The sequence below is a fragment of the Streptomyces fildesensis genome, assembly GCF_016107395.1.
Taxonomy (GTDB): domain Bacteria; phylum Actinomycetota; class Actinomycetes; order Streptomycetales; family Streptomycetaceae; genus Actinacidiphila; species Actinacidiphila fildesensis.
This window is the reverse complement of the sequence record NZ_JAAIKO010000411.1, coordinates 1-224: the sequence shown is the minus strand read 5'-3', so window position 1 is coordinate 224 and position 224 is coordinate 1. Positions and strand designations below refer to the sequence as shown.

The following is a 224-nucleotide window of genomic DNA, read 5'->3' as shown; positions in this document are numbered from 1 at the left end:
CCCAACCGTTAGACCTCCCATGAGCTGTATGGAGTTTCAACTTTTCTCCTTTGAGGCCAACCTTGTAGCTCCACTTCTTCCATGTCAGGTCCATGCTCATCCCGTTAACTTTTAACATCACAGGGCCAAGAACACCAGTACTCCATGTTTCAAAGTGTGGGCCAATATTAGGGAGACCAACAGAAATACTTAGAAAAACAATGTGGTTGACACCAGCCTTCAAC

1 protein-coding gene is annotated in these 224 nt (G+C 45.5%); it reads right to left on the bottom strand.

Features of this window, described 5'->3' with window-relative positions; translation table 11 throughout:
* A partial coding sequence (locus C6N31_RS45010; RefSeq protein ID WP_232486401.1) for a hypothetical protein occupies positions 1-224 on the bottom strand: 224 nt, incomplete at both ends.